This is a genomic window from Mesorhizobium sp. B2-4-15, assembly GCF_006658505.1.
Taxonomy (GTDB): Bacteria; Pseudomonadota; Alphaproteobacteria; order Rhizobiales; family Rhizobiaceae; genus Mesorhizobium.
In genome coordinates this window covers 1-24651 of record NZ_VFUZ01000019.1, presented here as the reverse complement: position 1 = coordinate 24651, position 24651 = coordinate 1, and the positions used below count along the sequence as shown (strand labels likewise).

26 protein-coding genes are annotated in these 24651 nt (G+C 64.3%); 13 read left to right on the top strand and 13 right to left on the bottom strand.

Features of this window, described 5'->3' with window-relative positions:
• The first annotated feature begins 172 nt into the window (after positions 1-172).
• Both FJ930_RS21215 and FJ930_RS21210 read left to right on the top strand, forming a co-directional pair.
• Positions 173-505, top strand: coding sequence for an NIPSNAP family protein (locus FJ930_RS21215; protein ID WP_141839974.1), 333 nt, complete (start codon positions 173-175; stop codon positions 503-505).
• Positions 502-846: an antibiotic biosynthesis monooxygenase gene (locus FJ930_RS21210; RefSeq protein WP_141839973.1), complete on the top strand. Its 345-nt coding sequence runs from the start codon at positions 502-504 to the stop codon at positions 844-846. The genes FJ930_RS21215 and FJ930_RS21210 overlap by 4 nt, the downstream gene beginning before the upstream one ends.
• Before the next feature lie 202 nt (positions 847-1048).
• On the opposite strand, the gene mbfA is transcribed toward FJ930_RS21210, so the two are convergent.
• Positions 1049-2032, bottom strand: coding sequence for an iron exporter MbfA (gene mbfA, locus FJ930_RS21205; RefSeq protein ID WP_141839972.1), 984 nt, complete (start codon positions 2030-2032; stop codon positions 1049-1051).
• Positions 2033-2209: 177 nt separating this feature from the next.
• Here mbfA and FJ930_RS21200 point away from each other — a divergent pair, with 177 nt between their 5' ends.
• The 3 genes from FJ930_RS21200 (at position 2210) to FJ930_RS21190 (ending at position 4224) form a co-directional block, all read left to right on the top strand.
• Positions 2210-2533: a hypothetical protein gene (locus FJ930_RS21200; protein ID WP_140610601.1), complete on the top strand. Its 324-nt coding sequence runs from the start codon at positions 2210-2212 to the stop codon at positions 2531-2533.
• Between the two features lie 177 nt (positions 2534-2710).
• Positions 2711-3694 carry a threonine/serine dehydratase gene (locus FJ930_RS21195; RefSeq protein WP_141839971.1) on the top strand — a complete coding sequence of 328 codons (984 nt, stop codon included), beginning with the start codon at positions 2711-2713 and terminating at the stop codon, positions 3692-3694.
• Between the two features lie 104 nt (positions 3695-3798).
• Positions 3799-4224 carry a hypothetical protein gene (locus FJ930_RS21190; protein WP_141839970.1) on the top strand — a complete coding sequence of 142 codons (426 nt, stop codon included), beginning with the start codon at positions 3799-3801 and terminating at the stop codon, positions 4222-4224.
• Here FJ930_RS21190 and FJ930_RS21185 read toward each other — a convergent pair.
• Genes FJ930_RS21185 through FJ930_RS21170 form a run of 4 tightly spaced genes read right to left on the bottom strand, consistent with a single transcriptional unit; the run spans position 4221 to position 7925 of the window.
• Positions 4221-5357: an ABC transporter permease gene (locus tag FJ930_RS21185; protein WP_141839969.1), complete on the bottom strand. Its 1137-nt coding sequence runs from the start codon at positions 5355-5357 to the stop codon at positions 4221-4223. The two genes, FJ930_RS21190 and FJ930_RS21185, sit on opposite strands and share 4 nt — an antisense overlap.
• A complete protein-coding gene (locus FJ930_RS21180; protein ID WP_141839968.1) occupies positions 5354-6274 on the bottom strand; it encodes an ABC transporter ATP-binding protein in 921 nt (306 codons plus the stop codon). The genes FJ930_RS21185 and FJ930_RS21180 overlap by 4 nt, the downstream gene beginning before the upstream one ends.
• Positions 6271-7224, bottom strand: coding sequence for an HlyD family efflux transporter periplasmic adaptor subunit (locus FJ930_RS21175; RefSeq protein WP_140740689.1), 954 nt, complete (start codon positions 7222-7224; stop codon positions 6271-6273). The genes FJ930_RS21180 and FJ930_RS21175 overlap by 4 nt, the downstream gene beginning before the upstream one ends.
• Entirely contained in the window at positions 7221-7925 is a 705-nt protein-coding gene (locus FJ930_RS21170) for a CerR family C-terminal domain-containing protein (protein ID WP_141839967.1), read from the bottom strand. The genes FJ930_RS21175 and FJ930_RS21170 overlap by 4 nt, the downstream gene beginning before the upstream one ends.
• An 89-nt stretch (positions 7926-8014) precedes the next feature.
• Between FJ930_RS21170 and FJ930_RS21165 the strand changes: the two genes are divergently transcribed.
• Genes FJ930_RS21165 through FJ930_RS21155 form a run of 3 tightly spaced genes read left to right on the top strand, consistent with a single transcriptional unit; the run spans position 8015 to position 10072 of the window.
• On the top strand, positions 8015-8488 hold the full coding sequence (locus FJ930_RS21165; protein ID WP_141839966.1) for a CYTH domain-containing protein: 474 nt from the start codon (positions 8015-8017) through the stop codon (positions 8486-8488).
• The gene (locus FJ930_RS21160; protein ID WP_140740683.1) at positions 8485-9426 is read left to right on the top strand and encodes a CHAD domain-containing protein; all 942 of its coding nucleotides are present in this window, start codon (positions 8485-8487) and stop codon (positions 9424-9426) included. Before FJ930_RS21165 ends, FJ930_RS21160 begins: the two co-directional genes overlap by 4 nt.
• Before the next feature lie 28 nt (positions 9427-9454).
• Complete coding sequence (locus tag FJ930_RS21155) at positions 9455-10072, top strand: DNA-3-methyladenine glycosylase (protein ID WP_246676975.1); 618 nt, start codon at positions 9455-9457, stop codon at positions 10070-10072.
• A gap of 31 nt (positions 10073-10103) precedes the next feature.
• Here the strand turns inward: FJ930_RS21155 and FJ930_RS21150 are convergent, their stop codons facing one another.
• The 4 genes from FJ930_RS21150 to FJ930_RS21135 form a co-directional block, all read right to left on the bottom strand.
• A complete protein-coding gene (locus tag FJ930_RS21150; RefSeq protein ID WP_140740679.1) occupies positions 10104-11840 on the bottom strand; it encodes a SulP family inorganic anion transporter in 1737 nt (578 codons plus the stop codon).
• Between the two features lie 67 nt (positions 11841-11907).
• Positions 11908-12186 (bottom strand): helix-turn-helix transcriptional regulator, encoded by a 279-nt coding sequence (locus FJ930_RS21145; RefSeq protein ID WP_140740676.1) that lies wholly within the window; start codon positions 12184-12186, stop codon positions 11908-11910.
• A gap of 94 nt (positions 12187-12280) precedes the next feature.
• Positions 12281-12982 (bottom strand): phosphatase PAP2 family protein, encoded by a 702-nt coding sequence (locus FJ930_RS21140; protein ID WP_141839964.1) that lies wholly within the window; start codon positions 12980-12982, stop codon positions 12281-12283.
• Positions 12983-13010: 28 nt separating this feature from the next.
• On the bottom strand, positions 13011-13349 hold the full coding sequence (locus FJ930_RS21135; protein WP_140699180.1) for a hypothetical protein: 339 nt from the start codon (positions 13347-13349) through the stop codon (positions 13011-13013).
• Positions 13350-13520: 171 nt separating this feature from the next.
• Here FJ930_RS21135 and FJ930_RS21130 point away from each other — a divergent pair, with 171 nt between their 5' ends.
• Together FJ930_RS21130 and FJ930_RS21125 are read left to right on the top strand one after the other, a co-directional pair.
• A complete protein-coding gene (locus tag FJ930_RS21130; protein ID WP_141839963.1) occupies positions 13521-14912 on the top strand; it encodes a sensor histidine kinase in 1392 nt (463 codons plus the stop codon).
• On the top strand, positions 14909-15571 hold the full coding sequence (locus FJ930_RS21125; protein WP_140740667.1) for a response regulator transcription factor: 663 nt from the start codon (positions 14909-14911) through the stop codon (positions 15569-15571). Before FJ930_RS21130 ends, FJ930_RS21125 begins: the two co-directional genes overlap by 4 nt.
• Before the next feature lie 104 nt (positions 15572-15675).
• On the opposite strand, the gene FJ930_RS21120 is transcribed toward FJ930_RS21125, so the two are convergent.
• Positions 15676-16200: a hypothetical protein gene (locus FJ930_RS21120; protein ID WP_141840037.1), complete on the bottom strand. Its 525-nt coding sequence runs from the start codon at positions 16198-16200 to the stop codon at positions 15676-15678.
• Between the two features lie 276 nt (positions 16201-16476).
• Here FJ930_RS21120 and FJ930_RS21115 point away from each other — a divergent pair, with 276 nt between their 5' ends.
• Complete coding sequence (locus FJ930_RS21115) at positions 16477-18480, top strand: PhoX family phosphatase (RefSeq protein WP_141839962.1); 2004 nt, start codon at positions 16477-16479, stop codon at positions 18478-18480.
• 130 nt (positions 18481-18610) lie between these two features.
• Here the strand turns inward: FJ930_RS21115 and FJ930_RS21110 are convergent, their stop codons facing one another.
• Entirely contained in the window at positions 18611-19798 is a 1188-nt protein-coding gene (locus FJ930_RS21110; protein ID WP_141839961.1) for an NAD(P)/FAD-dependent oxidoreductase, read from the bottom strand.
• A 436-nt stretch (positions 19799-20234) separates the two neighbouring features.
• Between FJ930_RS21110 and FJ930_RS21105 the strand changes: the two genes are divergently transcribed.
• Positions 20235-21272 (top strand): phosphatidylglycerol lysyltransferase domain-containing protein, encoded by a 1038-nt coding sequence (locus FJ930_RS21105; RefSeq protein WP_141839960.1) that lies wholly within the window; start codon positions 20235-20237, stop codon positions 21270-21272.
• Positions 21273-21294: 22 nt separating this feature from the next.
• Here the strand turns inward: FJ930_RS21105 and FJ930_RS21100 are convergent, their stop codons facing one another.
• Complete coding sequence (locus tag FJ930_RS21100; protein WP_140740816.1) at positions 21295-22074, bottom strand: ABC transporter permease; 780 nt, start codon at positions 22072-22074, stop codon at positions 21295-21297.
• Between the two features lie 14 nt (positions 22075-22088).
• Positions 22089-23015 (bottom strand): ABC transporter ATP-binding protein, encoded by a 927-nt coding sequence (locus FJ930_RS21095; protein ID WP_140740652.1) that lies wholly within the window; start codon positions 23013-23015, stop codon positions 22089-22091.
• Positions 23016-23255: 240 nt separating this feature from the next.
• Between FJ930_RS21095 and FJ930_RS21090 the strand changes: the two genes are divergently transcribed.
• Complete coding sequence (locus tag FJ930_RS21090; RefSeq protein ID WP_141839959.1) at positions 23256-24617, top strand: cytochrome ubiquinol oxidase subunit I; 1362 nt, start codon at positions 23256-23258, stop codon at positions 24615-24617.
• Positions 24618-24651 lie beyond the last annotated feature (34 nt).

Sequence of the window (24651 nt, the reverse complement as noted above, 5' to 3'; positions counted from 1 at the left end):
AGTTTGATCCTTGTCGAAGCATCCCAGTGAGGTAACCATTATTCTGGCTTCAGCTCAAGGAGCCGGCGACGCAAGCGCCGGCGGCTCCTGACACGAAACTGCCTAGCACACCGATGCGCATAACGGTTCGACCGCGCTCGAACCATCGATGCAAAAAACCAGGGAGCCGACCATGACCATGACCTGCTTCATCCGCTACGAGATCGACCCGTTCGGCAAGGCTGCCTTCGAGGAATATGCCCGCAACTGGGGCCAGGCCATTCCGCGCTGCGGCGCCGACCTGATCGGCTATTATGCCCCGCATGAGGGTTCGGCCACGACAGCCTATGCCGCCTACAATATCGACAGCCTGGCGGCCTACGAAGCCTATCGCGCCCGGCTTGCCGCCGATCCCGCCGGCAAGGCAAATTATGAATTCGCCCGCCGTGAACGTTTCATCCTCAAGGAGGACCGCATGTTCCTGAGGCACGTCTCCGGTCCGCACGCGCCATTGGTGAAAGCATGATCGCCGTCATCTTCGAGGTCGAACCGGCGGCGGGCAAACGCGATGCCTATCTCGGCATCGCCGCCAATCTGCGCCCTCTGCTCGACGGCATCGATGGCTTCATCTCGATCGAGCGCTTCCAGAGCCTGGCCGACCCGAGCCGCATCCTGTCGCTGTCATTCTGGCGCGACGAGGACGCGGTGAAAGCCTGGCGCAACACCGAGGAGCACCGGCAGGCGCAGCAAGCCGGCCGTGGCGGCATCTTTGCCGGCTATCGTCTGCGCATCGCGCATGTCGTGCGCGACTATGGGCTGACGGAGAGGGAACAGGTGCCGGCGGACAGCCGGGCGGTGAATGGATGAGTGCTGGTTCTTCCTTCTCCCCTTGTGGGAGAAGGTGGCCGAGCGAAGCTCGGTCGGATGAGGGGTGCTCCAGCTTAACGCGTCCAATGCGGGTGCATGGTGACAAGGCTGCCAACGTCTCACTCCGTCCAACACCCCTCATCCGTCTCGGCGCTGCGCACCGATCCACCTTCTCCCACAAGGGGAGAAGGTAAAAAGGCGCTCATGCATTCCCGATCAGCACGCCGGCCGCGAAGACCAGCGCGCCGCCCAGCACCACCTGGAAGGCGGCGCGCAGGAAGGGGGTCTGCATGTAGCGGTTCTGGACGAAGGCGATCGCCCACAATTCGAAGAACACCACCACGGCGGCGACGGCGGTCGCCGTCCAGAAATGCGGGATGAGATAGGGCAGCGCGTGCCCGAGACCGCCCAGCGTCGTCATGATGCCGACGGTCAGGCCGCGCTTGATCGGTGAACCGCGGCCAGACAGTTTGCCATCGTCCGAGGCGACCTCGGTAAAACCCATCGAAATGCCGGCGCCGATCGAGGCGGCAAGCCCGACCAGGAGCGTCTGCCAGGTGTCATGCGTGGCGAAGGCGGCGGCGAAGATCGGCGCCAGCGTCGACACCGATCCGTCCATCAGCCCGGCCAGCCCCGGCTGCACATAGGTGAGAATGAACTGACGCTGCTCGGCCGTGGCTTCCTCGGCCTTGACCGCGCCCGGCACGTGCTTCTGCTCCAACCGCTGCGCCAGCGTCTCGTGGCCCTGTTCGGCCACCGCCAGATCGTTGAGCAGTTTGCGCGTCGAGGCATCCGTCGTTCGCTTTGCCGCTTCAACGTAGAACAGGTAGGCCCGCCGCTCCATTGCCTCGGCCTGGTTGCGCACATGCTCGATGCCGAGTGGCCTCACCAGCCAGTCGGGTTTGCGCTCGAAATAGCCTTTCACATGCTCGCGCCGGATCAGCGGAATGCGTTCGCCGAAACGCTTGCGGAAAAGCTCGATCAGTGAGTCGCGATGGCCATCCTCTTCCTCGGCCATCTCCTCGAACACTTTTGCCGATTGCGGAAAGCTTTCCATCAGCCCGTCGGCATAGGCCCGGTAGATGCGGCCATCGTCCTCCTCGGACGAAATTGCCAGCGCCAGGATCTCCTGTTCGGAGAGTGACTCGAAGGAGCGGCGGCCGAAGCCGAAAACACGGGAAAGCATGAGGAAATCACCCTAGTTTAGAATGGTTCTAAACTAGGGTTGGAAGTGTCTCCGGTCAATCGCATGCTTGGCCGCGAGGTCAAGAATTGTTGAAGCGCTCGAGGGCGGTTGGTCCTTTGTTATCGGCAAAGATTCGCCTATATAGCTGAACCTAAGACAAGAATGAGGATCCAGCAGATGACGACAAAGCATCCCGCACAGCATTTCGACCCGAAGCCTGTCCTCGATCTTATCGCCAGCATCGAGGCGGACCTGCAGAGGCTGAAGGGCCTGGTCGAGCAGGAGGTCGAGAAGTTCGACCCCGCCAATCCGCACAACAAGGCTCCAGATGGCAAGCTGACCGAGGAAGGCGTCGAGTGCTGCTACCGCATGTTCGACGAGGGCAAGTCGCGCTATTCGGTCTCACAGCAGATGAAGATCTCGTTTGCCGCCGCCACCCACCGCTTCAACAATTGGCGCAAGCTGGGCGGCACCAAGAGGCAAAGGACGCTGCTGGGTTAGGAGCGCTCAATTGCCGGTCTCGGCGCCGCCCCTCATTGCCCTGCCGGCAGGACAGTGAGGGGCGGTGCAAACGCCGTTCATGACTCGCCAACTTTGTAACGGTCACATTTTTTCAATGGCACGCCACGTGCCTTTGCGGGCATCATGAGAGACATCATCTCTCTTGCTGGAATTCGCATGACCACCCTCACCCTTCCCGGCATCGCCGACATCCGCGCCGCCGCTATCCGGCTTTCGGGCCTGATTGTCGAAACCCCCTTGATCGAATCGCAGGAGCTGAACAAGCGCTTTGGCGGCCGTATCCTGTTCAAGCCCGAGACGCTGCAGCGCACCGGCTCGTTCAAGTTCCGCGGCGCCCACAACAAGCTGTCATCGCTCAGTGAAGAAGAACGCAGCCGTGGCGTCGTCGCCTTTTCCTCGGGCAATCATGCGCAAGGGGTCGCCGCTTCCGCCGCCATGTTCGGCGTCAAGGCGGTCATCGCCATGCCGGCTGACGCACCGGCGATGAAGATCGGCAATGTCCGCAGGATGGGCGCCGAGGTGGTGCCGTTCGATCGCTTCCGCGACGACCGCATGAGCGTGGTTCGCCCCTATCTAGACAAGGGCATGGTGCTGGTGCCGCCCTTCGACGATCCGGCCATCATCGCCGGCCAGGGCACGATCGGCCTGGAACTCGTGAGGCAGGCCAGGGCGCTCGGCGTCAGCCTCGACGCGGTCATCGTTCCCTGCGGCGGCGGCGGCCTGACCAGCGGCATCTCCGTCGCGGTCAAGGATGCCTCGCCCGGCACTGCGGTCTGGGCGGTGGAGCCGGAGCATTTCGACGACACGCGCCGCTCGCTTGCCGCCGGCGCCCGGGTTTCGAACGAACCCGGCTACAGCTCGATCTGCGACGCGATCCTCACCGCCGAGCCGGGCGCCATCACTTTCGAGATCAACCGCAGGAACCTCGCCGGCGCCATCGCCGTTTCCGACAAGGCGACGGCACAGGCGATGCGTGACGCGATGGCCCATCTCAAGCTGGTGGTCGAACCGGGCGGCTGTGTCGGACTGGCGGCGCTGTCTTCGGGCGGGATCGAACTCGCGGGCAAATGCGTCGCCGTGGTGCTGTCCGGCGGCAATGTCGATTTTGGCACCTATGCCGAAATCATGGCCGCCGCGTAAGTCGGCTTCATCTGCGATTGGACAAGCTGAGGGCGCTCGATTACTTTGGCAGGTGCTAGAATTGCTGCGATGTTCAGCGCAGCGAACACGGTTTTCGAGTAATTATGGCCCTTTCGATCTACCTTGCCACGAGGCGGAAACTGACACTCCGTGGCGTAAAGAATACAGGGGATGGCAACCCCATCCTTATCGACAAAGATCTATTCCTACTGTTCGTCACGCTTGAGCGAGCACTGCGCTCGAAATCTTTTGACGCCGTTCAGGCGGCAGTTCAGGCCATCGAGAGTTACGCAACCTCCATCGGCAAGCGATATCTCGTCCTTTTTGCATATTGGTATATCTATTTCTCGGATGGAAGCCCGAGAATGACCATAATTGACAATGGCTTAGAGGGCGGAGGCATGAGGATAACAATGGAATACAGGCGAGCGGTCACGGACGAAGAGATCGCTATCGCTGCTTGGGCCAAGGTCAAGTTCAGCCGATACGGGGATAGTTTCTTCCGAGCGTTGTATTCCAATCAACTTTAATCCAGCGTGCGCCTGAACCGCAACAGCGCAGTGCCCGCGAACACCAGCACGAACACGGCGAGCCAGCCGATCTCGACCGCGATTGCATGGAAATCGGCCCCCTTGAGCATGACCGACCGGGTGATGCGCAGGAAATGCGTCAGCGGGAAGATTTCGCCCAGCGCCTGGGCCCAGCCCGGCATGCCGCGGTAGGGGAACATGAAGCCCGACAGCAGCAGCGAGGGCAGGAAGAAAAAGAAGGTGAGCTGCATCGCCTGCATCTGCGAGCGGGCCATGGTCGAGATGGTATAGCCGAGCAGCACCAGCGAAAGCACGAAGACAAGCACCGACGACAAGAGCAGTGTCAGGCTGCCGACGAACGGGATATCGAACAGGAGCTTCGCCGCCACCAGCACCACCGCAACCTGCACCGCGCCGACGACAAGGAAGGGCAGCACCTTGCCCAGCATGATCTCGGCGGGGCTCGACGGCATGGCGAGCAGGTTTTCCATCGTGCCGCGCTCGGTTTCGCGGGTCAGCGCCATGGCCGTCATCATCACCATGGTCATCTGCAGGATGACGCCGAGCAGGCCGGGCACGATGTTGTACTGCGAGATGCCTTCCGGATTGTAGCGCTGATGCACCACCACCTGGAGCTGCTGTCTGGCGTTCTCGGCGGCGGCGGCCTGCATGCCCTGGGCGCGCAGCAGCGCCTGGCCGGCGATCGTGCTCAGCGTGGAAATGGCGCCGCTCGCGGCCGAGGGATCGGTCGCGTCCGCCTCGATCAGGATCCGCGGATTGTCGCCGCGCTCGACGCGCCTGGCGAAGTCGGCCGGGATCGTGACGACGAAGGACACGTCGCCGCGCGCCATCAGGAACTCCGCCTCTTCGGCGCTCTGGGCCACATGGTCGAAACGATAGTAGCCCGTCACCTGCAGCGCGGAGACCATGGCGCGCGTATACTGGTCGTTGCTCATCGCCACCAGGGCCGTCGGCAAGCCCTTCGGATCATTGTTGATGGCGAAGCCGAACAGCACCAGCTGCACCAGGGGCACGCCGAGCATCATGGCGAAGGTGATGCGGTCGCGCCGCATCTGGATGAATTCCTTGATCAGCAGCGCGCCGAGCCGGGCAAAGGAAAAGACGCTGCTCATGCCATGTTGTCCTTCGAACCCGACATGAACTGGATGAAGACGTCCTCGAGGCTGGTCTCACCTGGTGCCACCGTCACGCCCTTGTATTGCTTCTCGACATCGGCGAGGGCCGTTTCGAGCTTCTTCTTGTCGGAGCCGACGACATGCAGCGTCGCGCCGAACGGCGCCACCTGGTCGACGCCGGGGCGGCCCTGCAGCGTTTCGGCCAGCTTGTCGAGACGTGGGCCCTGGACAACGAACGTGGTCAGCCCGGCATTCTGCACCACCTCGGCGACGGTGCCGGTGGCCAGCATCTTGCCGTAGGAGATGTAGCTGATGCGGTGGCAACGCTCGGCTTCATCCATGTAGTGGGTGGAGACCAGCACGGTGAGACCGCCGCTGGCGAGGTGATGGATCTCGTCCCAGAATTCGCGCCGCGCCTTCGGGTCGACGCCGGCCGTCGGCTCGTCGAGCAAAAGCAGCCTCGGCTTGTGCATGATGCAGGCGGCCAGCGCCAGCCGCTGCTTCCAGCCGCCGGACAAGGTGCCGGCCAACTGGTTGCGGCGGCTGGCCAGCCCAAGCTCATCGAGTGTCTTGGCCACGTACTCTTCGACCGGCTTCAATTGGTAGAGCCGCGCCACGAATTCGAGGTTCTCGCCGATCGTCAGATCCTCGTAGAACGAGAATTTCTGCGTCATGTAGCCGACTTCGCGCTTGATCCGGAGCGAGTCGGTGCGGATGTTGAACCCCAGCACCGTGCCTTCGCCCTCATCCGGCGTCAGCAGGCCGCACATGATGCGGATGGTGGTGGTCTTGCCCGAACCATTGGGGCCGAGGAAGCCGACGATCTCGCCTTCGGCGACCGCCATCGTCACATGGTCGACGACGGTCTTGTCGCCGAACCGCTTGACCAGGCCATGAACGTCGATGACGTTCATTTCGCCGTTTCCGCGAGATCGACGTCGACAATCTGGCCGGGCTGCAGCAGACCCGCATCGCCCTCCGGCCGCGCCTCGACGAGATAGACCAGCTTCTGCCGGTTCTCGAGCGAATAGATCACCGGCGGCGTGAATTCGGGGTCGGGCGAGACATAGCTGACGCGCGCCTTCACGTCCGGGCCGCAACCGTCGCAACGAACTTTGAGCAGGCTGCCCACCTTGACGGAAGCGAAGGCGGTTTCCGGTATATAGACGGTGAGCTTGACCGCGCCGTCGGGCAGCATGGAGATGACAGGCGCCGTCGGCCCGGCTGTATCGCCTGGATTGCGAATGACATCGTTGACGCGGCCGGGCGACGGCGCCGCCAGCACCCGTTTCGACAGCCGCCACTCGGCCTGCTGCAACGCGGCCCGCGCCTGCTTGACCTGATTGTCGGCGGCCTTGATCGTCTCGGCGCGCGCCGGCAGGCCGCCGACGGCGAGATTGGCCTCAGCCTGCCCGACCTGGGCGTTGGCGGTCTCCAGCGTCGCCGAAGCCGTGTCGTAATCGGCCTGGGTGCCGGTGCCGCGCTTGAACAGATCGGCGGCGCGGTCGTATTTTCGCTTTGCGTCATCGGCCTGCGCCTTGGCCATGTCGACCTGAGCCTTGAGCGCGGCGATTTCCTCCGGCCGCTTGCCGACCTGCAGGTCGGCAAGCTGTGCCTGCGCCTGGGCGAGGCTTGCCTCGGCCTGCGCCACCGCGATCTTTGCGTCGGCGCTTTCCAGCGTCACCACCGTCGTGCCGGGCGTGACGCGATCGCCGCGCTTCACGGCAACTGCCTCGACCTGCGCCACCTCGATCGGCGCCAGCAGCACATAGTCGCCTTCGACATAGCCGACGGCCAGCGGGGCGGTGGGCGCACAGGCCCCGAAAAGCTGCGCGGCGAGCGGCAGCGAACACAGCAAGCTCATGGTCTTTGCCCCTTCATCCCCGTCCCTTTTCTGGCGGCCAGTATGGCGCTGAGGTTGTCCGTGGTGACCGCAACGACCTTGGCGGCCTCGGCGGCGCCGATGTCATGCCAGCCCATGCGGCGCATCACCGCTTCGCGGCCGATGCGGAAATAGATGACCTGGCCGATCAGCGTGAACACGGTCAGCCGGGTCCGTTCGCTTTCAGCCGGCTCGCCGGTCGCCTGCTCCCAGATCACGCACAGCCGGCGATGCGTCGGCTCGAAGACGCCATCATAGATGCGGTCGAGCGCCGCCGTCGGATGCGACAGCTCACGCAGAACGAATTGCACGATCTCGCCGGCCTGCGGCTGCGCCACGATGAAACCGACCATCCGCTCCAACGCCACGAAAAGCTGCGCGCGCGCCGCTTCCGGATCGCTTGCCGCTCCCGGCTGGCCGCTGCCGAGCGCCTGGCCGGCGATCGTCTGGATGGTTTCGACGATATAGTCGGCGGCGGCAGTGCGAAGGCCTTCCTTGCCGCCGAAATGATAGGCGATCGAGCCGATATTGGCTTGCGCTTCCGCCGCGATCTCGCGGGTCGAGGTGCCATCGAAACCCTGCCGGCCGAACAGTTTCAACGCCGCGCGAACAAGCGCGGCGCGCGTCAGCTCCGCCGGGGCTGGTTGGCGGCGCGGAGTTCCCGTGATTGGCGATCTGGTCATGCCGAACTTTAATCAATCGATTGATTAAAGTCAACTTGTGGACATAGCCGTCTTGCCATCGCCCGCGGCAGACGCTTTAGTGCGCGGCCATGGGCAAGGAAGTCGAGCGCAAGTTCCTGGTCTCCAGCACCGCGTGGCGGGAACTGGTCGAGGCGGATATCCGCATTCTCCAGTTCTACCTCGCCACCGCGCCTGGGCGAACCGTCCGCATCCGCATCAGTGACGGCGCCGCCGCCAAGCTGACGCTCAAATTCGGGCACGCGGCGCGTGAGCGTGACGAATTCGAATACCCGATCCCGTTGGCCGACGCTCTGGAGATGCTGGCCTTCGCCATCGGACGTGTCATCGAGAAGACACGTCACCATGTTAGGCATCGCGGCTATCTCTATGAAGTCGACGTTTTTGGCGGCGGGCTCGCGGGACTTGTGGTGGCCGAACTCGAGACGCCGGAGGACGTGCCGGACGAAATGCTGCCAGACTGGCTCGGCCGAGAAGTCACCGGCGAGCAGAAGTTTTACAACGCGTCGCTCGCCCTCGGGGGGATTCCGGAGATCGCCGCATGAGCTTTCGCATCGACCCGCGCCTGCCGTTGACCGGTGAGGTCAGGCGCATCCTTGCCGAGGAAATTGGCAAGGCCCTCCAGCATCTGGACACGGCGCGCAGCCGGCCGGAACAGGGAGTGCATAAGTGCCGCAAGCGGCTCAAGAGCGCGCGCGCCTTGCTGCGGCTGGTTCATTCCGGAGACGATACATTCTGCACGACCGAGAACCATTGCTACAGGAATGTGGCGGCGCTGCTTGCCGGCCCCCGTGAGGCGACGGCGCTGATCGAGACCATCGACCGGCTGGCGGCGGATTTTCGCAAGGAAAGCGCCGATGGCGGGCTTGATGCCGTACGCGACAGGCTGGTCGCCCGCCAGCATGATCTGCTTGAGGGCGCCGGCCTTCGGGCAGCAATCGGCGCGGCGACCGCGGCCTGCGAGGACGGCATGAAGCGGATCGAAAGTCTTGCCTTGCCCGACCAGCCGGAACAGGCCGCCGACGTGCTTGCCGAAGGCGCCCGTGCCATCTTGCGCCGCGCCAGGAAGGCGCTCGACAAGGCCGGCTCGCGCGGCGAAGCCGACGACTTCCACGACCTGCGCAAGGCGGCCAAGACACATGGCATGCATCTCTCGCTGCTGGGCAGGCTTTGGCCGGCGCCGATCAAGGCGCGGCGCAAGGCCGTCGATACGCTGGGCGAGCGGCTCGGCGAGTTGCATGATGTGTTCGTCATGCGCGCACTGCTCGAGACCGACGGCGAGCCGCTTGGGCCGCCGTCGGATACAAAGCTTCTTAGCAAGCTGCTGAAGCGTTCGGAAAAGAGCCTGAGGAAAACCTGTCTCGCCGAGGCCACCGAACTGTTTGGCGACAGCCCCAAGCACTCGACGAAGAAACTAGCCCGCAAGGCGCGCGACGATCTTGCCGGCGCTCCGTCGCCGGAGGATTTGGCCGCCGCGGGTTGACTGCGGAAGGACTTCGATCCGTCGGGTTGTGGCGACCGTGAAGCACAGGGATAGTCACCGGCCGATCGGCCGCGAGGACTTGCCGAACGATACCGTGTCCCTCGCCCGTACTCTCATCGGCAAGGTGGTGGTGCGCGACTTGCCGGAAGGCAGGGTCAGCGGCCGCATCGTCGAGACCGAAGCCTATGTCGCCGGCGATGCCGCCGGGCACGGCTATCGGGGGATGACCCCGCGCAACCGCTCGCTGTTCCTCGAGCGGGGGCACGCCTATGTCTATCTCGCCTATGGCGTCTCCTACATGCTAAATGTCTCGAGCGACATGCCGGGGATCGGTACCGGCGTGCTGATCCGGGCCCTCGAGCCGCTGGAAGGTATCGCGATCATGCGGCTGAACCGGGGCACAGAGCGCTTGCGTGACCTGACGCGTGGGCCGGGACGGCTGGCCGCGGCGTTACGGGTCGACCGGTCGCTCGATGGCCTCGACCTGTGCCGGGAAGGCCCTCTATGGCTGGCAAGCGATGACCACGAGCCCGGCGAAATCGGGCAGAGCACCAGGATCGGCATTTCGAAGGATGCCGACCGCCTGCTGCGATTCTATCTCAGGGGCAGCCCCTTCGTCAGCGGTCCGGGATCGCTGAACAGATAGGAGTCGGCCGACGCCGCGCCTCGAGCGAGAGCTACTGTGCCTCTCGTTCTCCCGCCAGCTGTGCCCGCGCGTCGCGGATCGAGGCGGCGTAGGTCACCAGCGGCCGCTTGACGCCGTGGTTGATCAGCATGCGCCGTATCTGCGGCGACGCACCTGATATGATGAAGCGCACACCGGCGCGCCTGGCCTTGTGGGCCGCGCTTTCGATGACATTGGCCGCCGTCGAATCGAAGAGCGGCACGGCGGAACAGTCGAGGATGAAGTTGCGACGCTGATCGGCGATGCGGTCGAGCACGCTGCCGACGGTGGAGGCGGCGCCGAAGAAGAAAGCGCCCGAGATACGGTAGACGACGGTGTCGGCGTCGCTCGCCTCGCTGGAATCATAGGCGCCGGCGCCATTGATGCGGTCGGCGACGTCGTCCTGCACCAGATCCGCCTCGACCGCGACCGACTTGGCCATGCGGTCGATGAACAGGATCGAGCCGAGCGCGAAGCCGACGACGATGCCTTCGGTCAGGTCGCGGAAGACGACGATGAGAAAGGTCGCCATCAGCACCAGCGCATCGCCGCGCGACGCGCGCAGCAGCGTGGCGAAGGCCTGTTTTTCGAACATGTTCCAGCAGACCACCGCCAGCACGCCGGCAAGGGCCGAGAGCGGGATGTAGCTGGCGAGCGGCGCCGCCACCAGCATCAGCACGAGCAGGATCGCCGAATGCACCATTCCCGAGAACGGCCCGTGCGCGCCGGCCCGCACATTGGTGGCGGTGCGGGCGATGGTGCCGGTGGCGCAGATGCCGCCGAACAGGGCAGAGGCGATGTTGGCGAAGCCCTGCGCCACCAGCTCGCAATTCGACCGGTGCCGCCGGCCCGTCATGCCGTCGGCGACGACGGCCGACAGCAGCGACTCGATGGCGCCGAGCAGCGCGAAGGCGATGGCGTCCGGCAGGACCTCTATCATCCTGCCGAGGCCGACCGGCGGCAGGGCCGGCCATTGCAGGCTGCGCGGGATGCCGCCATAGCGCGTGCCGATCGTCTCGGCCGGCAGCGCAAGCAGCGCCACGACGAGCGAGGCGAGCCCGATGGCGATCAGCATGGCCGGCCATTTCGGCCGCCAGCGCTTCAGCAAGGCGATGGTCGCGATGGTCAGCACCGCCACGAAGGTCGCGGCGGGGTTGATCGTGCTGGCCGCCTCGCCAAGCGCGATCAGTTTTGGCACGAACGGTCCGGGCTCCTTGCCCGGCAGGGTCAATCCGAACAGTTCGACGATCTGGCCGGAGAAGATGATGACGGCAATGCCGGCAGTGAAGCCGACGGTGACCGGATAGGGGATGAACTTGATGTAGGTGCCGAGCCGGAGGTAGCCGATGGCGAGCAGGAACACACCGGCCATCATCGTCGCCAGCAGCAGGCCGTCAACGCCGACGCGGGCAACCGTGGCCGCCACCAGCACGATGAAAGCGCCGGCCGGCCCACCGATCTGGAAGCGGCTGCCGCCCAATGCCGAGATGATGAAGCCGCCGACGATGGAGGTGTAGAGGCCACGCTCCGGCGTCACGCCCGATGCGATCGCGATTGCCATCGACAGCGGCAGCGCAACGATGGCGACCGTCAGGCCGGACATGAAGTCGGCCTTGAATTGCGGCAGGTGGTAACCCTCCCGCCAGACCGTCACGAGTTTCGGCGTGAACAATTCGGAAAATGTCGGCTTTGCCGGCCTATGGGCCGCCTTATGGGCCGATTGATGCCCTGCCCGCCGTATCTGATCCATGGACTGCCTTCCGCACCTGAAAGGCGGCGGGATCGTCGGCAGGACTGTCGGCGGTCGCCGTCGCGACTTATGCCGGCTCAGCCTTGGGACCTGGCGGCACGGCGGGCTTGAGGCGCACGCCCCTGCCGCCGCGTTCGCTGGCCTGGTTCTCGCCGATCAACTCCACCCCGGCCTCGTCGAGAGCCTGGATGACCTTCATCAGCGTATCGACCACGCCCCTGACCACGCCGTCGCTCGCTTCCATGCGCTGGATGGTCGGAAGCGAGACGCCGGCGCGCTCGGCGAGTGTCTTCTGGTCGATGCCGGCCAACGCCCTTGCGGCACGCATCTGCGCGGCAGTGATCATCGGCCGGAACCCATGTCTGAGTCTGCAGACATAACGTATAATACTATCATTCTGACGTTTCAAGCATCATCAGGCATGGTTCAAACATATGAAATCACTCGCTTTCGCCGACCACACTGCGCCGCTGCAGGAGCCGCGCGGCCAACCAGCACAACATCGCCCAGGCGAAGCCCGCGCACCAGCCTGCCAGCACATCCGACGGCCAGTGGACGCCGAGATAGACGCGGCTGACGCCGACCAGCACCGTCGTCAGCACGGCGAGTGCCAGGACATAGACCTTCGTCGCGCGGCCATGCAGGAAACGCGCCGCGAGCGAACCGAGCGTGAGGTAGGTCACCGCCGACAGCAAGGCGTGGCCACTGGGGAAGGAAAGCGACGTTTCGCTGACCAGATGCGAGACGAGCTCGGGCCGCGGCCGGTCGACGCCGACCTTCAAAAGGCTCGACAGAACCTGTCCCCCCGCCACGGCGACGAAAATGAGAAGTGCGGTTCCCGGCCTGCGGATCAACAGCAGGTAGATGATCGCCGCCGTGGTGATCAGCACCAACACGCTGGGGCTGCCAAGGCTGGTTATGTCGCGCATCGCCCCTTCCAGCCACGGCGGACCGACCGGAACGCCGGGCTGGCCCGCCTGGCGGAAAGCAAGCAGGATTTCCGTGTCGAAGCCGTGCGGCGCGGTCGCCCGCGCCACCTCCATCAACTCCACGAAGCCCCACAGCCCACCGGCGATGACAAGGCCGGCCAGGAGGACCGGGAATTCGATTCGGTTGAGCAGGGTGTTGGCGGTATCTTTCATCGGGCCGGTGTCGCAGTCTTCATCTCGATTATCGCCCCTGCAGATAGGGCCCGAGCGTGATCAGCGCCACGGCGGCGACCGCCAGCACGATGCCGGTCGCCTGCAACGCGTTGACGCGCTCGCCAAAGAACAGCAGCGCCACGACGTTGACCGAGACCAGCTGGATGACGGCCGACAGGCTGAACGACACCGACATGCCGAATTCGCGGATCAGCCGCAGCATGATCAGGTTGCCTAGCGAATAGAGCGCGAGGGTCAGCAGGATCTTGCCCAGGCTCGGCGCCAATCCCCATTGCTTGGCGGCGGTTGCCGCCAAAAGGAAGATCACCGTTGAAAAGCCAAGCTGGAGCAGTCCCGAAAAGCTCACGTCCCATCCCCCTCGAAGCGGTGCCCGCCATGTGTGTCGCGGCTCTTGTTTCCGAAGCACGCCGGGACGTCAAGCGACGTCGTTCGAACGAAGGTCTTGGCAAGGGCAAGACTGAAGCTCAATGTGCAGCCACCGCCCGGCCTGTTGACAGAGGGGGTTGGCCAGGAGCCGATGATTCGTATTCTTCAGAACTTGACGCGGCGCTGGAGCGAGCTTTCCCTTGCCGTGCAATTCCTCGTTGCCGGCGGCTTTGGCCTTCTGGCCATCATGCTGGTGGTAGGCTTCTGGGTGACGATGCAGATCAGGGACGGCGTCATCCGCAATTCGGCCGCCACGACCGCACTTTATGTCGACAGCGTGATTGCACCACTGCTGCCGGACCTGCGCAAGAGCGAGGAGCTGAGCGAGTCCGTCAAACAGGCGCTCGACGAGACGCTTGGCCAGGGCGCGCTCGGCAAACGCCTTGTGTCGTTCAGGCTCTGGCGGCACGACGGCACCGTGCTCTATGCGAAGGACGCGGCCTTGATCGGCCGCCGCTTCGATCTGAGCGACAATCTGCGTTCCGCATTCCAAGGCAGCGTCACCGCCCAACTCGACACGTTCGACGGCAATGAAAGCAAGGAGCAGGCTGTCGGCGTACCGCTGCTGGAGATCTACAATCCGGTGCGCGAACCCTGGTCCGGCGACGTGGTGGCCGTCACCGAATTCTTCGAGGTCGCCGGCGATTTCAAAGCCACGCTGGCTTCGGCCCTGCTGTCGAGCTGGCTTGTCGTGGCCGGCACCACCTTGACGGCATTCCTGCTGTTGTCGGGCATCGTCCTGCGCGGCAGCCGCACCATCGACGATCAGCGCGGAGCGCTGCGCCGCCAGGTGTCGGAGCTGCAAGGCCTGGTGGCGCAGAACAGCGCCTTGCGCCACCGCGTGCAGCGGGCGTCGCGCCGCGCGACCGCACTCAACGAAAGATATCTGCGCCGGATCGGCGCCGACCTCCATGACGGTCCGGCCCAGCTCGTGGCCCTGGCGGCGCTGCGCATGGACAGCCCGGTGTTTTCCGGCGACGGCCACTGGGGCGAAAGCCGCTCGACCGAGGTCGCGATGATACGCAAGACGCTGGAAGATGCGATGCGCGAAATACGCGGCATCTGCACCGGCCTCGTGCTGCCGCAGATAGAAACGGCCGCCACCACGGATATATTGCGGCTGGCCGTCAACGAACACGAGCGCCGGACGGGAACCTCGGTGACGCTCACATTGCCTGGACATTTGCCCGAGCCCGGCGCCTCTGAGAAGATCAGCATCTACCGTTTCGTGCAGGAAGGGCTGAACAACGCCTATCGCCACGGACAGGGCAAAGATCAGGTGGTGCGTGCCGAGATGAAAAATGGCAGGCTTTTCGTGGAAGTTTCGGATGGCGGACCAGGCTTCGATCCGGCACGGGCGGAGGGGCTAGGGCTCGCCGGCCTGCGGGAACGGGTCGAGAGCATTGGCGGCCAGTTCGAGACCTTGAGCGGGCCGCAAGGCACGCGGTTGGTGATCAGTTTGTCTGTCGAGGAGCAAGCATGATTGGCGCTATTCGCATTGCCATTGTCGATGATCATCCGCTTTTTCGCGAAGGTGTGACGCGCAGCCTGTCGGAGATCGGAGGCTTCGAAATGGTCGGCGAGGGCGCGACCGCGCAGGATGCGGAACGCCTCGCTTCGACGGTGCGGCCCGACATATTGCTGCTCGACATCTCCATGCCGGGCGGCGGGCTGGCGGCGGTTGCAAACATCCTCGCCGACCATCCTGCCCAGAAGATCGTCATGCTGACCGTCTCAGAGGCCAATGCCGATGTGACCACGGCGCTGAACGCGGGGGTGCGCGGCTATGTCCTCAAAGGTATCGGATCGCGCGCGCTCGCCGATATCCTGCGCAATGTTGCGGCCGGCGAGAGCTATCTTTCGCCGACGCTGTCGGCCCGGCTGCTTTCCGATCTCCAGTCCCTGCAGCCGGCCGACGGCACGACGGACCGCCTGCGGCAACTCACCGGGAGGCAGACGGAAATCCTGCGGCTGGTGGCCGAGGGGCTCAGCAACAAGGAAGTCGCCTTGCGGCTGGACCTGCAGGAAAAGACAGTCAAACACCACATGACCGGGGTGCTGTCGAAACTCAACGTGCGAAACCGCACGGAAGCGGCCCTCATGATGCGCGAGTTTCGCGACCGTGACAGGAACCGTCCATAGCGATCGCGATGCGGGAAGCCGCGCGGCGCGGTCAAAAAAGAGGTCACCTCCGCCGGGGGCGGCGGAGGTGACATGCGAAACTGACCGTTGCCTGTTGGCCAGCTTCACAAGGCCTTGAGACGGCTGATATCGGCCGGCGTAACCCGACGGTCGATGATCGTGCGACCGAGGGCATCCTCCATCCTGAAACGACCGTTCTCGATCTTTTCCGTCAGGCCGTCCGGATGCTGGACCGTGATCTTCTTGCCATCCACTTCGACCTTGTCGCCGGTCGCCACGTTGACGTGACTGCTGGCGCCGCTGTTGTTCTGGCCCGGGCTGGATCCCGGGTTGCCGCTGCCGTCGTCACCACTACCCGTTCCTGGATTGTTGCCGTTGCCGTTCCCGCTATTTCCGCCGCCGCTGTTGCCGCCGCCATTCCCGCTATTTCCGCCGCTGCTGTTGCCGCCGCCGTTCCCGCTATTTCCGCCGCCACTGTTCCCGCCGCCCTTGCCGGCCTGTGCGCTGGCAGCGTAGAGGCCTGGAGCGAAGCCATGAAAGGCAATGTGGTAGGGAGCGACGGTCAGCGCCAGCGCGGATGCCGATCCGAGCGCCAACCGGAAACAACGGGTCGTGATCGATCTTCGCATCCTAGTCTCCGTCGATTGAGCCGGCGCGCCCACCCTCAACGTTGCAGCCAACATCGCCGAAAGACGTAGTAGCCGGAAGCGGCCTCCGACCGTTGCGTTTGTCCTCCAGGACCTTTGCAAGCGCAAGCTTGGACCAAAGTCCGAGATTCCGGGTGAGCAACCTGCACCATGCAAGCAACAGAACAGGCATAATGTCACGAAAATGTGATCAGCCGACTGTACGGGATTGAACAGGTACCCAAGCTCCAGCAACTCCAACAGCCAGAGGCAAGCCCCATGACCGAACAGCGTTCCTCCGACGCCCGATTCCGCACCAGCCTGCTTGAGGAAAACGAAGGACCGGCCATCAACCCCACCGACAACCGCACCATGGGCGAGATCATTGCCGCGCGGTTCTCGCGCCGGGGTTTCCTGAAGGGATCGCTCGCGGTCTCGGCGATCGCCGCCACCGTCAGCCCGCTGGCCATGATCGCCGCGGACGACGCCCGCGCCGCCGAAGGCTCCGCCTTCAAATTCGACGAGCTCGAGGCCGGCATCGACGACAAGCACCATGTCGCGCCAGGCTATGACGCCGACGTGCTGCTGCGCTGGGGCGACCCGCTGTTCGCCGATTCGCCGGAATTCGATCCGACCAAACAGTCGGCCGAGGCCCAGGCAAAACAGTTCGGCTACAACAACGACTATGTCGGCTATATCCCGATCCAGGGCTCCGCCGAGCATGGTCTGCTGGTGGTCAACCACGAATACACCAACCCGCATCTGATGTTCCCCGGCATCGTCAAGATCGTCGAGAAGGACGGCAAGAAGGCAGCCGAGGTCGCACCGCTGAGCAAGGAGCAGGTCGATGTCGAGATGGCGGCGCATGGCGGCACGATCGTCGAGATCCGCAAGGTGTCGGGCAAATGGCAAGTGGTGCGCGACGGCAAGCTGAACCGCCGCATCACCTCCAACACCGAAATGGCGCTGTCCGGACCGGTCGCCGGTCATGACCGCGTCAAGACCAATGCCGACCCATCCGGCACGAAGGTTCTCGGCACCGTCAACAACTGCGCCGGCGGCGTCACGCCCTGGGGCACCTATGTGATGGCCGAGGAGAACATCCACGGCTACTTCTCCGGCGAACTGCCGGAGGGCCACCAGGAATCGGCCAACTACAAGCGCCTCGGCATCCCGGAAGGCGCCTATGAGTGGGGCGCGCATTACGACCGCTTCAACCTCGCCAAGGAGCCGAACGAACCGAACCGTTTCGGCTGGATCGTCGAGGTCGACGTCGACGATCCGAATTCGACCCCGAAGAAGCGCACCGCCATGGGCCGCTTCAAGCATGAGGGCGCCGAATCGATCGTCGCCAAGGACGGCCGCGTGGTCTTTTATCTCGGCGACGACGAGCGCTTCGACTATGTCTACAAATTCGTCACCAAGGGGACCTTCAACGCCAGCGACCGCTTGGCCAACAAGGACCTGCTCGACGACGGCACGCTGCATGTCGCCAAATTCGCCGAGGACGGCACGGTGGAATGGCTGCCGATCGTCTTCGGCCAGGGCCCGCTGACGGCCGAAAACGGCTTTGCCGGCCAGGCCGACGTGCTGATCGAGACGCGCCGCGCGGCAGACCTGCTCGGCGCAACCAAGATGGACCGGCCGGAAGACATCCAGCCCAATGCCGTCAACGGCAAGGTCTATGTCATGCTGACCAACAATTCCAAGCGCAAGGGCGACCAGGTCGATGCCGCCAACCCGCGCGCCGCGAACGCCTTTGGCCACATCATCGAGATATCGGAGAGCGACGGCGACTTCGCCGCCACGAAGGGCAAGTGGGAAGTGCTGCTGAAATGCGGCGATCATTCCGTCGCCGATGTCGGCGCCACCTTCTCGACCGCCACGACGGCCAACGGCTGGTTCGGCATGCCCGACAATTGCGCGGTCGATTCGGCCGGACGCCTGTGGGTCGCCACCGACGGCCAGGGGCCGGAGGCCACCGGCCGCACCGACGGCCTGTGGGCGGTCGACACCGAAGGCGCGGCGCGCGCGACCTCGAAACTGTTCTTCCGCGTGCCGATCGGCGCTGAAATGTGCGGTCCGCTGTTTTCGCCCGACGACCAGACCGCCTTCGTCGCCGTCCAGCATCCGGGCGACGGCGGCGAAGACTGGGAAGCCTTTGGCCGCCCCTCCTACTATGAGGATCCGTCGACACGCTGGCCCGATTTCAAGCCCGACATGCCGGTGCGGCCGGCGGTCGTCGCCATCACCAAACAGGGCGGCGGCAAGATCGCCGTCTGAGTTCAGGTGAAAACTCTGAAGGAGGGGTTTCGGGACCCGAGGCCCCTCCTTTTCGCATGGAGTCCGATCGCTGCGTCGTTCAAATCCGGCATGCCTGTAGACGCATGATTGCCGGCTCCTCGAGCCGGGATCAGCGCGACGCGCCGGATGGAGGGTGGGAACCGGCGATCCGGCCGGCGATCGCCTTGGCCAATATGGCGGCATTGGCGAAGCAGCCGCGAATGCTCGGCCGCATGCCGGTGAACCACAGGCCCGGCAGTTTCGGGTCGGCGTCGCCGCCGTTGAAGAGCGGAACGCCCTTGCCGTCGAGCACGTCAAGACTGCCGACCATGCGCTCCAGCCCGGTGCGGTAGCCCGTCGCGGCGATGACGATGTCGGGATCGACCAGGCTGCCATTGGCCAGGACCACGCCGTCACGGGTGAACTCCCGTATCGGGGGCACCACGACGATCTTGCCCGATTTGATGGCGCCGACGGCGCCGTCGTCCGCGGCGATCGCGGTGTAGTCCGAGGTCAGGCGGCTGGCGCCGCCCGCCGGCGCGGGCGGCATGCCGAATTTGGTGAGGTCGCCGAAAACCAGGCGCTGCGTCAGCGCCATCACCGCATCGGCGACGCGCAGCGGCAAGCGCGCCATGAGCGGCGAGAGCCGGTGCACGGCGATCTTGCCGATCCGCTTGGGCAGAAGGGCGGGGCCGTTGCGGGCCGACAGCCACAGAGCCGCCGTATCCACGCCCGCCAGATGATTGAGGGCGTCGAAGCCCGAATTGCCGGCGCCGACGACCAGCACCTTCTTGCCGGCATAGGTGTTGGCGTCGCCAAAATCCGCCGAATGGATGATCCGGCCCGTGAACGCCTGCATGCCCGTCCACCGCGGCGTGAAAGGCTCCCTGTCGCGGCCGGTGGCGACAATGACATGACGCGCGAGGCGCGAGCCGGTGCTGGTGCGGACCGCCCAGTGGTCGCCCATGAACATGATGGTCTCGACGGCGACGCCAAACTCCACCGGCAGCCGGTTCGCCTCACGGAAATCGTTCATATGGCGGATAACGACATTCCTGGGAGGGAAGGCGGGGGTACCCTTGGGAAAGGCAAGGCCGGGCAGCGCCGACAGATCGCGATGGGTGTTGAGATGCAGCTGCTGGTGGCGCCGGTGCCAGGGCTCGGCCAGCCGGCTCTCCTTTTCGAGGATCGCGGTCGGCACGCCGGCCTTGATCAAAGCCTGGGCGACGGCCAGTCCGGCGGCGCCGGCGCCAATGACGATCGCCGGCTCGATCGCCGCCAACTGCTCCACCATCGCCCTGGTCGTCGTATCAGCCATTCACTCTCTCGTCCCATTCAACCGCCACGGCACCCCGCAACGCATTGCAGGGTGCTGTAACCGTTTGATCGCGCGCAGACCCTCCGTGGCAGATCGGAGCCGATTGCCGAGGTCCTGCGCCGAGCCGCGCTTGCGCTCCAGAGCGTTCCGCCGCCAAGCTGAAACGACTGGGGTTGCGAAAATGCGGCCAAAACAACGACATGGAGCGGATTGCCCGCTTCTGTCCGAATACATGCAGTCCTATATGGCATATCGGCGGCATCGGCGATAATCAGGTCGCGGCAAATTGATTGATTCGAGGCCGGGGGGCTGGCGGATCTTGTTACCGACGCAGGAATTCGAAACCCGCAACCGATTTCGGTTTCCCGCGAAAATCAAGGCGCCGTGGTGTGTCGGCAGGCGCGTCGAACCACAGGCGGCACGCGGAATCTCGACAATGCCCTCCTTGCGGATCTATTTCGACAATATCCTCGAGGGTGCCTCGCCGAAGGTCGAGCGCCAGGCGCTGACGCATGTCGAACGGCTGGCAATGGTTCGCCGCCATGGCGACTTCTCGCTCGCCTATTCCACCGCCGTGCAGGGCAAGCTTTCCTATTTCGGCGACGCCGACGGCTACATCGCCTTCGGCACCAAGATGAGGCATCACTTCGCGCTTGGCGACCCGGTGGCGGCTCCGGCCAAGCGGCCCGACTACATCAGGCGCTTTGTCGAGACCGCCGGCGACCCATGGTTCGTGCAGATCGGCGGGGAGACCGCACGCGTGCTGGCCGGGCTCGGTTACAAGATCAATCGGCTGGGCATCGACACCCGCCTGCCGCTACCCCATCATGACTTTTCCGGCAAGCGCAACGAAACGGTGCGCTATTCCGAGCGTTGGCTGTTGAAGAAGGGGTTTTCCTTCGACGAGGACAAACGCACCATCTTTCTCGACGAGATCGCCCGGCTCTCGCAGAATTGGCGCGGCGACCGCATCGTCAAGCGCTGGGAGATGGGCTTCCTCAACCGCCCCTTCAACGATCAGCTCGGCACCGACATGCGCCGGTTCGTCCTGCATGGTCCCGATGGCGAACTGATCGCGCTGCTCGACTTCGACCCGCTGTTCGCCGACGGCAAGGTGATTGGCTACACCACCGCCTTCAAGCGCAAGCATGTCGACGCCTCGCCGCATGCCGAGATCGGGCTGACCAAATTCGCCGTCGACCGGTTTCGCGAAGAGGGTGTTTCCGTGGTCACGCTTGGCCTGTCGCCACTGGTCGACATAGGCCAAGGTGGATTTGCCGAAAGCGCGTTCTGGCGAAACATCTTTCAGCGCGCCTACGAGTCGCCCTGGATCAACCGCCGCAGGTTCAACCTGCAGGGCCAGGCGGCGTTCAAGCGCCGCTTCCATGGCGCGGAAGAGCCGGTCTACATCGCCTTCCGTAAGGGGACATATATCGAGATGCTGGGGTTGCTGCGGCTGGTCAAGGCCATTTGAAGCTGGATTCTGCGAAGCCGCGTCAGTTCCGCAGCCGGTAACCGGTCCGGAAGATCCAGGCGACGATGGCGATGCAGACGGCCAGGAAGACCAGCGTCATGCCCAGGCTGACGCCGACGGAGACGTCGGCCTTGCCGTAGAAACTCCAGCGGAAGCCGCTGATCAGGTACACGACCGGGTTGAACAGCGTGATCGTCTTCCAGATGCCGGGCAGCATGTGGATCGAATAGAAGCTGCCGCCCAGGAAGGTCAGCGGCGTGACGATCAGAAGCGGCACCAGCTGCAGCTGTTCGAAGGTCTTGGCCCAGATGCCGATGATGAAGCCGAACAGGCTGAAGGTCACCGCGGTCAGCACCAGGAAAGCGACCATCCAGAACGGATGCTCGATCCTGAGCGGCACGAACAGCGCCGCAGTCGCCAGGATGATCAGGCCGAGCAGGATCGACTTGGTCGCAGCACCCCCGACATAGGCGATGATGATCTCCAGATAGGAGACCGGCGCCGACAACAATTCATAGATCGAGCCGACGAATTTCGGGAAGTAGATGGCAAACGACGCATTCGAGATCGATTGCGTCAGGAGCGACAGCATCATCAGGCCCGGCACGATGAAGGCGCCGTAGCTGATGCCGTCGATCTCGGTGATGCGTGAGCCGATGGCCGAGCCGAAGACGACGAAATAGAGCGATGTCGAAATGACCGGCGAGATGATGCTCTGCAGCACGGTGCGGAAGGCACGCGCCATCTCCACCCGGTAGATCGCCCAGACAGCACGAAAATTGGGGGCCGCACGAAGGTTCATGGCAGCGCGCAGGTTCATGGCTCTTGCCTCAGAAGATTGACGAAGATCTCTTCCAGCGAGCTGTTCTTGGTGTCCAGATCGCGGAACTGGACCCCCGCGGCCTCGAGATCGCGGATCAGCGAGGCGACGCCCGGCCGGTCGCTCTGGTTGTCATAGGTATAGGTGAGCTGGTTGCCGTCCGGAGCCAGCTCCAGCGCATAGTGCGAGAGCCCGTCGGGCACACTGTCCAGCGGCGCGCGTAGCTCCAGCGTCATCTGCTTGCGGCCGAGCTTGCGCATCAGTTCGGCCTTGCCCTCGACCAGGATGATCTCGCCGCGATTGATGACGCCGACGCGGTCGGCCATCGCCTCGGCTTCCTCGATGTAGTGGGTGGTGAGGATGATGGTGACGCCGTCCTCGCGCAGCCGCCGCACCATCGCCCACATGTCCTGGCGCAGCTCGACGTCGACGCCGGCGGTCGGCTCGTCGAGGAACAGGATGCGCGGCTCATGCGACAGCGCCTTGGCGATCATCAGCCGCCGCTTCATGCCGCCCGACAGGGTGATCGCCTTGGCGTCCTTCTTGTCCCACAGCGACAGGTCGCGCAGCACCTTCTCGACAAAGGCCGGGTTGGCCGGCTTGCCGAACAGGCCGCGGCTGTAGTTGACCGTTGCCCAGACCGTCTCGAAGGCATCGATGGTCAGCTCCTGCGGCACCAGCCCGATCAGGCTGCGCGCGGCGCGATAATCGCGGCCGATGTCGTGGCCGTCGACGGTGACGGTGCCCGACGAGCGGTTGACGATGCCGCAGACGATCGAGATCAGCGTCGTCTTGCCGGCGCCGTTGGGACCGAGCAGCGCGAAGATCTCGCCGCGCTGGATGTCGAGATTGACTTGCTTGAGTGCCGTGAAACCGGTGGCGTAGGTCTTGGAGACCCCGGAAATGGACAGGATGGAGGGCATGGCTGAAACGGCTGCCTGAAAGAGGTCCCCTGATATAGGCCTGTTGTCGTCGCATGCAACCGGAAGTCAATGGCGCTGCTGACAGTTCTCGACATCGAGGCTTGGGGACCGGCCGAAAATGCGCCACTTGCAACCGGCAAAATTGTCCTGTGGCGTTCGGCCTCGCGGCAGGACGCCGCTTTGACCTGAACCCGCTTCGGGCCTATCCTTCGCGAATACTTGCAGCAGCCGGAGCCCATCATGGACCCGCTCATACTTTCGCGCATGCAGTTCGGCGCGAATATTTCGTTCCATATATTGTTTCCGACGATCACCATTGCGCTGGGTTGGGTGCTGCTGTTCTTCAAGCTGCGCTACAACGCGACCAACGATTCCGCTTGGATGCGTGCCTATTTCACCTGGGTGAAGGTGTTCGCTCTGTCCTTCGCCATGGGCGTGGTCTCGGGTGTCACCATGAGCTTCCAGTTCGGCACCAACTGGCCGGGCTACATGGAGCATGTCGGCAACATCGCCGGGCCGCTGCTCGCCTACGAGATCCTGACCGCCTTCTTCCTCGAGGCGGCCTTCCTCGGCATCATGCTGTTCGGTTTCCGCCGCGTGTCGAACCGCATCCACACGCTGGCCACCGTGCTGGTGGCCGGCGGCACCACGGTCTCGGCCTTCTGGATCATCGCGCTGAATTCCTGGATGCAGACGCCGGCCGGCTTCGTGATGATCGACGGCAAGGCGCATGCCGTCGACTGGTGGGCCGTCGTCTTCAACCCCTCGATGCCCTATCGCCTGGTCCACATGCTGCTCGCCTCAGGCCTGACGGTTTCGTTCCTGATCGCGGGACTGTCGGCGCTGCGCTATCTCAATGGCGACCGCTCGGAATCGATGGGGAAGGCGCTGCGCACCGGCGTCTTCACCGCCGCGATCCTGATCCCGATCCAGATCTTGGCCGGCGACCAGCACGGGCTGAACACGCTGGAGCACCAGCCGCAGAAGATCGCCGCCATGGAGGCCAACTGGAACACCGGCCCCAACGTGCCGCTGGTGCTCTTCGCCCTGCCCGACGAGGCGGCGAAGGAGAACAGGTTCGAGGTGACCATTCCCGACGGGGCAAGCTTGATCCTGCGGCACAGCGCCAGTGGCGTCGTGCCGGGGCTGAACGATTTTCCGGGCAACCATCCGCCGGTCTTCCCCATCTTTTGGAGTTTCCGCATCATGGTCGGAACCGGCCTTCTGATGCTTGCCGTTTCCTGGTCGGCGGCCTTCTTCCTCAAGCGCCGGCACCGCTTGCCGAAGCCGCTCGCCCTGCTGATGGTGCCGATGGCGCTGTCGGGCTGGCTGGCGACGCTGGCCGGCTGGTACACGACCGAGATCGGCCGCCAGCCCTGGCTGGTGACGGGTGTGCTGAAGACCGCCGACGCCGTCGGCCCGGTGGCGGGCAGCCATGTCGCGCTGACGCTCGCCATCTATCTCATTCTCTACCTGCTGTTGCTGATCGCCTATCTCGGCGTGCTGGTGCATCTGGCGCTGAAGGCGGCCAAGGATGGCGACACCTCGCCGCTGCCGGGTGTTCTCAACGCGCCGCTGTCGCAGCCGGCGGCAGGGGAGTGAACATGCTTTCCTCGCGGGTCCGCGCCGCCCCTCA